The sequence below is a fragment of the Paucilactobacillus suebicus DSM 5007 = KCTC 3549 genome (assembly GCF_001434475.1).
Lineage (GTDB): Bacteria > Bacillota > Bacilli > Lactobacillales > Lactobacillaceae > Paucilactobacillus > Paucilactobacillus suebicus.
On record NZ_AZGF01000052.1, the window covers coordinates 1 to 10035 of the forward strand.

Here is a 10035-nt window from a genome sequence, read left to right on the forward strand (position 1 = left end):
CTGATCTGAAGGGGTACACACCAGATCAGACAGCAATTGCAGCGCAGACAGTGACCGGTGATTCGGCAGATCTGGAGTATACAGTTGTGTATACAAGGGATAATAAGCCCGTCAAGCCCGTCAAGCCCGTCAAGCCCGTCAAGCCCGTCAAGCCCGTCAAGCCCGTCAAGCCCGTCAAGCCCGTCAAGCCCGTCAAGCCCGTCAAGCCTTTCAATACAATGGGTTCAAATGCCCATTTAAATTACAAAGCGTCAGTTAATACTGTGGTTTCTAATAAATCTACAAAGGAAAATAAATCTGTTAATAATACCCTTCCTCAAACAGGTGAGCAAGAAAGTAATAATCTAAGCGTCGCTGGAATTATTGCGATGATTCTAATAAGCATGGGGTCGTTTATTGGGATTAGACGTAAGGAAAAAAAGTAAATCAACGTCGAAAAATTCACATAAATATAATCCATTTTTTATATAAAAGATAGTCTGACTTCTTAAAAACGGAAGGTAGGCTATTTTTATGTTGGGGGTGGTTTTTATGCAAATGGTACTGATTACTATTTACATAAACGTCTTAGTACGATATTCTAGATAATGTATCTAGGTTGTTGTATTTATTAAGGTAGGTGAATGTCAATGAATGTAATCGTATGTAACTAGAAACTATGTAGTTTAATGTTGGTATTAAGGATGAACTGACGTAATTGAGTACTTATCATGGAAGGATAGCACTGTTTTGAGAACATTAAGAAAAAACATTTTAGCATTAGGAGTTTTTCTGTCTATTGCTTTAATTAGTATAGCTTTAGCAGGTTGTAGTAGTTCAAAAAGTTCTAGCGATTATTCGAGCAGTAAAGACATTAAAATTGTAGCCACTACTGATTTTTATGGCGAGGCAGCAAAGAAAGTTGTTGGTAATAAAGGTACTGTTAATTCGGTTATTAATAATCCTTCTGTAGATCCACATGACTATGAGCCTACATCTAAAATAGCCAATGAGGTCAGTAAAGCAGATGTTGTAGTTGCTAGTGGTATTGATTATGATCCATGGATGAGTAAACTCGTAAAGAATAGTAAATCTTCAACTAAGTATATTAAAATTGGCGAGGATGTATTAGGCAAAAAATCAGGAGATAATCCGCATATTTGGTATGATCCAACTACGATGCCTAAGTATGTAAATTTTTTAGCTAATAAGTTAAGCAAAATCCAGCCAAAAAACAAGAAGTATTTCCACGATAATGCCAAAAAATATATCAAATCCCTTCAAGCTGTTAATGCTGAGATTAGCAGATTAAAAAAATTGGCTGATAAAAAGACTAATAGTGAAGTTTACGTTAGTGAACCGGTTTTTGATTATGCATTGACGGCTCTTGGATATAAAGTTGCCAATACAAACTTTGAGAATGCTATGGAGAAAGGAACAGATCCTTCTGCTAAGGAAATCCAAACAATGGAGAAGGGAATCAAGAACCATAAGATTGCCTTTTTCGTATACAACAAGCAGGTTTCTGATAAAACGGTCACGAATTTTGTTAAGTTAGCAAAGCAATATAATGTGCCTGTGTTGAAGGTTACAGAAACATTGCCAGCACATATGAATTACAAACAATGGATGCTTTCACAATATAAAGAGTTAGACAATATTTTGACCAAGGTTAATCGTGAATCTAAATAGATATGGTTTGTATTAAAAGGCTCATGAATCTCTTTTGAGATGACTGAGTCTTTTACAATAAAGAGAGGTCATAATGAATAATATTTTAACCGTTGAGGATCTTTCATTGGCATATGGAAGCAAAGTAGTAATTAATCATTTGAATCTTGCTTTAAAAAGAGGAGAGTTTAAAGCAATTATTGGTGAAAATGGTGTAGGTAAGACCACATTTATTCGTGCTTTACTGGGCCAATTAACGCCACAAGGTGGCTGTGCTCCTATCCTAGTATTTGGTACATAAATTTCTGAACAGTTGTGCCATAATTAATAAAACAAGATAGGAGCATTCCAATGAAACGATATCAAGATGATTTTAAAGCCAGCATTGTGAAGATGCATCGTGAAGAGAAAAGATCTATTCGCTCGCTTTCCGAGGAATACGGTGTTTCTCCAGCCGCAATTCATAACTGGGTTAAAGGCGCTAAATCAGTTGAGCTAGAAGACGGTACTGAAGTAACGTCCAAAGAATTCAAACAACTTCAAAAGGAAAATCAGCGATTAAAGGAGGAACTTGAAATTTTAAAAGCTGCGGCGGTGTTACTGGGAAAGCATTAGGACGAATTAATTGCCTTGTCTTCATAGAAGATCAGTTATTGCGACACCGCTTATCAATTATTCTTTCGGCACTGAAATTACCGCGCAGCACCTATTACCATTGGAAAAGATATCAACCTAGTCAACACGAACGTGTTGATAATCAGCTCAAAGAAAAAATTAAATTGATTTGGGAAAATAATTATCGTGCCTATGGTTATCCACGAATAACGATGGTGCTTCGCAAGTCAGGCATCTGTGTTGGGTCAAAACGAATTTTACGATTAATGAGGGAAATGGAGATTCACTCTTTAATGAATCGGGGATTTAAAAAACCTGGCACTCATGTGGATCATTCACAACGCCCCAATTTAATCAAGCACCAGCCCAATGCAAGGATATGGCGTGCTGACATTACTTATTTGGAATTACGTCCAGGAACCTGGGTTTATCTCAGTTCTATTTACGAACCAAAGGTTCATCAAGTTCTTGCTTTCAAGATTGGTCGTCAGATGGAAGTGACGTTAGTTGTAGAAACGATTAATCAGGCGCTTGAATGTCATCAAAAGCCACAATATTTTCACTCTGACATGGGTTCACAGTACACCAGCAACGAAGTTGAAACTTTACTTGAACGGCATCAGATTAGCCACTCATACTCAAAACAAGGTTATCCTTATGATAATGGGCCAATTGAAGCTTTTCACTCATTGTTGAAGAGAGAGTTTGCCTTTCAAACAACTTTTTCCAATTTTGAGGACTTGGTAATCCGAACCTCAAATTACATCAGTTGGTTTAATTCCGACAGAATTAGAACGAGTGTTTAGAAAAAGATGTGCCATTTATTGACATAGGAGCAACCGGTAAGGTCCCAACTAAGCAAGGTTGGCAAGCTTTATTTGATGATCACAAAACCGACCAGCAAGAAGCAGCCACCCTACCGATTGTTCACCAAGGCGACCAAGTTCCAGCGAATCTGCAAACGCCGCAAAAAGAAACGACACCACCGGTACCCTTTACCGAAGGAACCCTGATTACGGCCATGAAGACTGCCGGCAAAACGCTTGATGTTGAAGCAGCCCAGGCAATTCTCAAAGATGTGCAAGGCATTGGGACAAGCGCGACCCGGGCCAATGTGCTAGAAGTGTTAAAGAAACGCGGCTACTTAGTCACTGAAAAAAATAAGCTGCACGTCAGTGAAGCTGGGATCACACTATATAAAGCGGTCGAACTCGAACCTTTGCTAACTAGTCCAGAAATGACGGTTAAATGGGAGCAAGCGTTACAGCAAATCAGTACCGAAGAACGCACCCCGGATAACTTTTTGAGCCAAATTAAGAAGTTTGTGGCGAAGTTAATCGCTGATGTTCCCACACAATTAACCGGCAATGCAGCCATTAAGCAACAAATCAATCACCAACAGCAAGCACAAAAGTTCGACGAGGTCTTCTTAGAAACACCACAAGTAACTGTCATAAATAAACAAAAGTTTTACATTGTGAAACCCAAGCAAGGCGAGGACTTTACCCTACCCAAGAAATGGAGTAGCAAGACGCTCGGGAAAACCGCAATTAAAGCGTTAGTTACTAAGGGTGAAACCAGCAAATTAAAGGGTTTCAAGAGCAAAAAGGGGAAGTCGTTTGACGCCAAGTTAAAGCTTGACGGCCATAAATTAAGTTTTGATTTTGATTAGAACCTGCCTACCGCCCTTCACGTTGTTCCGGTTGATGAACCCGTCATTTAAGTTCACTTTTATAAAGCTAAAAGTAAACCTAAACAACGGGTGAGATTAGCAAAGCAAAGGAGATCATAAAATGGATAATAAATTAGCAGTTATTGGGAGTGAATTACCAGTTTTACAGGCTAAAGGAACCTACAAGTATTTAAAAGAAATCACTGGTAACGGAGCCTATTATCAAGTGGCTTGGCAAAAATTAGCTGATGGCTACATCGCCCTTTATGGCACGACCCCGATTCAAATAAGATCATTGCCGACATTGAATGATACTTTTGAAGATGAGGAGGGGTAGACAATGCCGCGTAAAGCCGACGTTAAAGCCTGGAAAGCACAATTAGTCGCCCAAGCCGAACAACAAATCCTAAAATTAACCGATAGTGACCGATTTAAACAGTATCTTAATACCCTGGCTAAATTTCATCATTATAGCGCCAGAAACATTGATTTGATTTATGCGCAAAATCCACAAGCCACTCAAGTCGCGGGCTTTAAGCAATGGCAGACGGCTTTTAACCGCACCGTCAAACGAGGCGCAAAAGCGATTCGGATTGCGGCCCCGATTATTAAGAAGTTAACACCAGCCGAGAAAAAGCGTCTTGATACCACCGATGAACGCGCCATGTCGGTTACCGTTATCTACCCGTCTTTGACGTGTCACAAACTAGCGGTGAGCCAGTGTTAAGTGCCAAGGATTTTGTCAAAGAAAATTTAGCCGATCATCAGAATGTAACGAGCTTGTATAACGCGTTCAAAGATTATTTAAACCAGCAAACCGACCTTAAAGTCAGTGAAGTGCCTTTAGAGACGCTAAATGGGGCTAAGGGGTATTTTCAACCCAGAACTAATGAAATTGTTATTGGTGGTGATGAATCCGATAATGCTTTAAAATTGAAGACGTTATATCACGAATATGCGCATAGCCAGCTACACGGATTAAAATCAGCCTTTAAAGATCGGCCACGAGCCTATCAGGAAACCCAAGCCGAAGCGGTTGCGTATGTTGCCATGCAAAATATTGGCGTTGATACCAGCAACTACTCACTCGGTTACGTGGCCACCTGGGCTAAAGATAAAGCCGTGATCCATAGTGCTTTAAGTGAGATCCAGCAAGTGAGCAACAAAGTGATTGAGCTTAGCGACGGGTTAACCAAACAATTAGGCTTACAAGAAGCCCAAAAAGAGCCTGAGCATGATCTAAAAAAGCTATCAGCCCAGGATCTTAATAAGTCCTACCAAAGCTTGCAACAACAAATTCAACAAGCAACTAGTCCACAACAGAAAGCACAATTTAAAAACCAGTTAAACGATGTGCACCATGAAATCAGTGAGCGAACACAGAAGCAACTGAAATCCTTTACTGAGCAGAATCCAGGAATCAAACAACCCGAATCCGAACTTGATCAAAGTTTAAAACGGTAGCCAGTTTTTAAAGGACATGCTATAATGTGGACAGAAAAAGGAAGTCCCGCCGAAAACAGGACTTCCCACGCAAGCCGCTTCAAAGGCGGTGGCATAATTACAAAACTATATTAATGTCGTCCCGTAACTCGCCAAAGTTATAATCGGGGCGGCTTTTTTTATTTGTGGTGCTTGTCGATATAGCTGAGGAGCGCGATTAAAAACGTGCCAAACAGCAACATCAACGAGAGTGTCTGGAAGACGCTCATTGACTGTGAAACCTTCCTGAAGATTATTCCATGTTCCCATGGGCCTCACCTCACAAGGGAAAAGACAGCCACCGCCCTTAAAACTTCTTACTTAATCCATTATACAAGGGAACTAGGGATTGACCAAGCATAATAAAAGCTGTGACGATTGAATGATGTTTCATAAGTTTTCATATTCAATTGAATTAAGAAACTGGTCTGGTTGTTATATACACTGGATATTACAACGATAATATCTGAATCTCGGTCATTAATCGTTCTTATTTTTCAAATGAAACCATGATTTTGAAATTTCAGCACTATCACTATCTGTTTTAGGATTAGCTGGTGCAAATTCGGTCAAAGTCGGTATATTGATTGCTGTTCCAAATACTAGTGCAGATCCAGTTTTAAGATATGTTAATCTATCAATAATTCCCTTATTGATATAAGGAACCATTCTAGAAATATAACTAAGATCATCAGGATTCTGAACTCGATGAACTATGAAGTTACTGCATTGTGAAACAACAGTACGAGAAAGTTCACTGGGACGTTGTGAAGATATACCTAACAAGAATCTAAATTTTCTACCCTCTTTTGCTACACGTTCAAAGATATCGAACCCTAATTCAGTTTGAAATGTATTTTCAGCAACATATCTATGAGCTTCTTCAATAATTAAATTAATTGGATAAATCGACTCAGTTTGAGGTCCTTTATCTTCAGTTTCATTCAGTTCGCTATCAGTGTGAGTTCGCTGTTTACGAATTTTTTGAAAATCAAGAATCATCTTAGAAAGTACGCGTATAAGAACTTCACCTGTTGAGTCATCAATACTGCTAACATCAATATTTACTAACTGATTTTCTTTTACAAGATGATCTACGTAATCTGCCGTTGTTGAAAATTCAGTCTTCCCGAAAATCGCACCCATAGCAGATTCGCTCAATGACTGCAATCTCGACATCATAGGAGCGGTATATTCCTGAACTCTTTGACTGCTAACGCTACCTTCATATAAAATAGCAAATTTCATAGCTTCAATAAAATCTGAAAAATCAAAAACTATATCTTGAATTTGATTAATGCTGGTAAATAAATCTTCTTTGCATATATACTTCTGACAAAATTGAACAAGTTCATCAACTACAACAAGCTGCCCATAATAAGTAGATACTGCTTGCATTAAAGTTAAATTATCTCTCGTGTCTTTTTGGGCTATTGTAGCGGGCTTTTTAAGTGCAATAATGGTTTTAGGATTCAATTCATCTGTACAATACCGTGTTATTAAACTTTTCATCTTATCGCTACTTGAGGGTGAACTGTCAGAGTTAGTTGCAATTCCAATAATTGTGCTAGCAATGATATGATTTTTCAATTTATTGATTATTTCCCCGAATTGTCAAATCAAGTGCAACAACCAACCATGAAGATAAACATTAAGATGTCAGTGATTTCTGAAACAGACTGGCGGCAGTCTTATAGTCAAGAATTCGGCGATGCTTTTGATTCAGTGCAGTTTGAATTTGAGTAATTGTGGCTACTGTGAAATTGTACAGTGATTGGCCCTTAGGAATGTACTCACGGATTAATCCATTTTGATTTTCATTACTACCGCGCTCCCAAGGTGCAGATGGATGAGTAAAGTAAATCTTAGGACCCTTGATTTGGTTTAACAGCTTGAACTCAGAACCATTATCAAATGTGATTGATTTGAAGCTCTTCGCGCTTTTATCAATTAACTGCTGTAGATAAGCTAAACATGTTGTGGCGTGATAGTTGGGAATCTTCACAATAATCTCATAACGCGTTTTACGTTCGGTTAGCGTCATTAATGCTGGTTCGCTCGCTTTTCGCTTTCCTTTGACCAGATCACCCTCCCAGTGACCAAAACTTTGGCGTTGATTGACCGAAGCGGGTCGCTGCTCAATTGATGTTCCAGCTAATCGTTTATTAATACGTGCGTGGCCATGGTGGTTTCCCTTAACATGGCGTTTGAGCTTAGCCGGTAGGTCAATGTTTTGAATATCCAGACGTCCTTGATCAATATACCGATAGACCGTAGGTGTCGAAGGGCAAGGTTTATCTGGATACATCTGTTTAAAGGCATTGATAAAGCTATCAATACTTTCACTACGTGGACGTTGCTTAAGGGTCTTAATTAACATCGCAAAAAATAGCCAACACCGTTTTAAAAGGCCCTTAGAATGGCACTTTTGACGTTTTTGATCGTGAAATAGCTGACTGGTGTCCGCATAGTAAAGATAAACGAATTGGTAATCGTAACGACGTTGTTGGACAAGGCCACGCTTGATTTCACGAGAGATAGTGCTACGACTACGGTGTAGTCGATGAGCAATTTCTGCCTGTGATTTTTCTGCTCTTAGGTAGGCTTCAATCTCACCTCGTTCTTCTGGGGTTAGTTGTTGGTAATGTTTAACAGTGCTAGACTTGGGTTGGGTCATGGAGATGTCCTTTCTTTTAAGTTATGGCCTGATTTCACTCTATCTAAACACTTTACTCATTATATATGGTAGATTGTAAAATTTAAGTTGAACATATTAGTGGACAGAAAAACCCATCAAGGTCTTTAATGGTGTCACCACAACATTCCACTAGAAAGAAGGACCTTTATGGGCACCACTATTTTATCATTTGAAGACCGCGTTGTCATCGAAACACTTCATCATGAAAAGCACTCACTTCAATATATTGCCGATTATTTAGGCTTTAGTAAAACCACTATCTTTAATGAGGTTCATCGCTTAGCTGGTGAGTATCACGCAGTTAAGGCTCAAACTGACCATGAATTAATTAAAATACCATCTGTAAAGCCAAAATGTAGTAGCGAAATATATGTTGCATAAAGCATAAATTTTCTGTAAAGGCCAAAGTCATTCATAGACATTATTTTAGGTAATGCTAAGCCAACTAATATTTGGCTTGTTAATATAAACAAATTGCTAAGGCCAACTCTAATTAAATTAATTATAAAGCCCTTGTTAAATCTCATGATCTTGTAATTTTAACATTAATGATTTTGTATACTTTACTCCACGATAATTTGAAACTTTTCCATAAGTAATAGGAGCTATTTTTCTGAAATCTCTTTTTAGTTTCCCTTTAATACCCTTATATGCATTTCCATGATCCCAAGCATTATCAAATAGATGTTCTGCATAGTTGGCTTCTCTATCTTTACTTGGATAACAAAAGTAATCTTTCGAAGCTGAATTTACAATCTAAGTGGAACGCTAAATAAAAAAACTGACTCAAAAGGCAGAACCAGTCGTAAAATAATGTTTATCCAGAACATTCATACGAAATGGGGTCTTCCTTTTGAATCATTACCATCATTTTAACGCCTGTGAACGTCAATTAATACAAATTCGTGCGGAAGAAGGCAATTCTCTTCAATCTATTGCTGATGAACTGCACCGTTCTAAGTCTTCTGTTTGGCGGGAAATAAACCGTTTTCCTTCTTCTAGTTACGATGCTCCTGCGGCGCAGGAACAGTATTTTAGTAATCGGCGTAATTGTCATCAAAAACGAAAATTAGAAGATTTAGATCTTAGTGAGTTTATCCAAAACTGTATTACTGAAAAACATTGGTCTCCTGAACAGATAGCTAACCGGCTAAAAGTTGAACATGCTGAGTGGTCAGTTAGTTACACAACTATTTATCGCGGCATTTACCGAGATAACCTCTCGGTTGCTAAAACAGCTGGACAACGAGGCCTCGCACGCAGATTAAGACATCGTGGGAAAACTCGCCATTCAAAAAATTACCATGAACGCCGTGGACAATTTGTAATTGAAAGAGCCTTAAATGAACGGCCAGAGGCCGCTGATTTTAGATATCGAATTGGTGATTGGGAAGCTGACACAATTGTTGGTAAAACTGGAGGGGAAGTTCTGGTCACCCTAGTTGATCGTTTCTCCAGGTATTTACTTGTAGGCCGGGCAACTAGCAAAAAAGCAGCTGATGTGACTCAAACGATGCGTCATCTTCTAAATCAGGTAGCTGATGAACATCTTTTGACAATAACTCCGGATCGTGGGAAAGAGTTTGCTAGGCACTTAGAAATAGAAAAAGAATTCGACTTACCATTTTATTTTCCCGAACCACATTCTCCTTGGCAACGCGGTACAAACGAAAATACCAATGGATTAATTAGAGAGTATTTCCCGAAGGGACAAGAAATTGCCGACTTCACAGACGAGTACATTATGATGGCTATGAACCAAATTAATAGTCGTCCTAGAAAAACACACTACTGGCATTCTGCCAAAGAAGTCTATTTAAGAAAAACGTTCCACTTGGTTTGACAATTCAAGTTTAGACTTTGATTTGGTATTTCGTCTGGCGTTTGCCATGATAAACCGGCTTTCTACATAACATTT

General features: G+C 38.7%; 9 protein-coding genes and 3 pseudogenes. 9 read left to right on the forward strand and 3 right to left on the reverse strand.

The genetic code is table 11. The annotated features are described in order from the left end of the window. The 7 genes and pseudogenes from FD16_RS12085 to FD16_RS12120 all read left to right on the forward strand — a co-directional run. A partial coding sequence (locus FD16_RS12085; RefSeq protein ID WP_156403260.1) for an LPXTG cell wall anchor domain-containing protein occupies nt 1-425 on the forward strand: 425 nt, incomplete at its 5' end. 304 nt (nt 426-729) lie between these two features. Next, on the forward strand, nt 730-1671 hold the full coding sequence (locus tag FD16_RS12090; RefSeq protein WP_010622503.1) for a metal ABC transporter solute-binding protein, Zn/Mn family: 942 nt from the start codon (nt 730-732) through the stop codon (nt 1669-1671). Between the two features lie 73 nt (nt 1672-1744). Next, on the forward strand, nt 1745-1951 hold the full coding sequence (locus FD16_RS12095; protein ID WP_010622502.1) for an ATP-binding cassette domain-containing protein: 207 nt from the start codon (nt 1745-1747) through the stop codon (nt 1949-1951). 50 nt (nt 1952-2001) lie between these two features. Beyond that, nucleotides 2002-3071 (forward strand): IS3-like element IS1163 family transposase gene (locus FD16_RS12105; protein WP_155804372.1). Its coding sequence is split into 2 segments (ribosomal slippage): nt 2002-2230 and nt 2230-3071, totalling 1071 coding nucleotides; the frame shifts between segments, so codons are not numbered across the junction. A 29-nt stretch (nt 3072-3100) separates the two neighbouring features. Further along, nucleotides 3101-3937, forward strand: a pseudogene (locus tag FD16_RS12110) (DNA topoisomerase); the annotation flags it as partial. A 121-nt stretch (nt 3938-4058) separates the two neighbouring features. Beyond that, nucleotides 4059-4274 (forward strand): hypothetical protein, encoded by a 216-nt coding sequence (locus FD16_RS12115; RefSeq protein WP_010622499.1) that lies wholly within the window; start codon nt 4059-4061, stop codon nt 4272-4274. A gap of 3 nt (nt 4275-4277) precedes the next feature. Then, nucleotides 4278-5401, forward strand: a pseudogene (locus FD16_RS12120) (ArdC-like ssDNA-binding domain-containing protein). A 158-nt stretch (nt 5402-5559) separates the two neighbouring features. Here the strand turns inward: FD16_RS12120 and FD16_RS13310 are convergent. The 3 genes from FD16_RS13310 to FD16_RS12135 form a co-directional block, all read right to left on the reverse strand. Beyond that, the gene (locus tag FD16_RS13310) at nt 5560-5649 is read right to left on the reverse strand and encodes a putative holin-like toxin (RefSeq protein WP_021353390.1); all 90 of its coding nucleotides are present in this window, start codon (nt 5647-5649) and stop codon (nt 5560-5562) included. Nucleotides 5650-5899: 250 nt separating this feature from the next. Next, nucleotides 5900-7009, reverse strand: a complete 1110-nt coding sequence (locus tag FD16_RS13210; protein WP_010622497.1) for an ATP-binding protein — start codon at nt 7007-7009, stop codon at nt 5900-5902. A gap of 61 nt (nt 7010-7070) precedes the next feature. Then, nucleotides 7071-8096, reverse strand: a complete 1026-nt coding sequence (locus tag FD16_RS12135; protein ID WP_010622496.1) for an IS30 family transposase — start codon at nt 8094-8096, stop codon at nt 7071-7073. A 168-nt stretch (nt 8097-8264) separates the two neighbouring features. On the opposite strand from FD16_RS12135, the pseudogene FD16_RS12140 reads away from it, so the two are divergent. Together FD16_RS12140 and FD16_RS12145 are read left to right on the forward strand one after the other, a co-directional pair. Beyond that, nucleotides 8265-8441 (forward strand): annotated as a pseudogene (locus tag FD16_RS12140) (helix-turn-helix domain-containing protein); the annotation flags it as partial. Between the two features lie 529 nt (nt 8442-8970). After that, nucleotides 8971-9960 carry an IS30 family transposase gene (locus FD16_RS12145; protein ID WP_010622494.1) on the forward strand — a complete coding sequence of 330 codons (990 nt, stop codon included), beginning with the start codon at nt 8971-8973 and terminating at the stop codon, nt 9958-9960. Nucleotides 9961-10035: the final 75 nt, after the last annotated feature.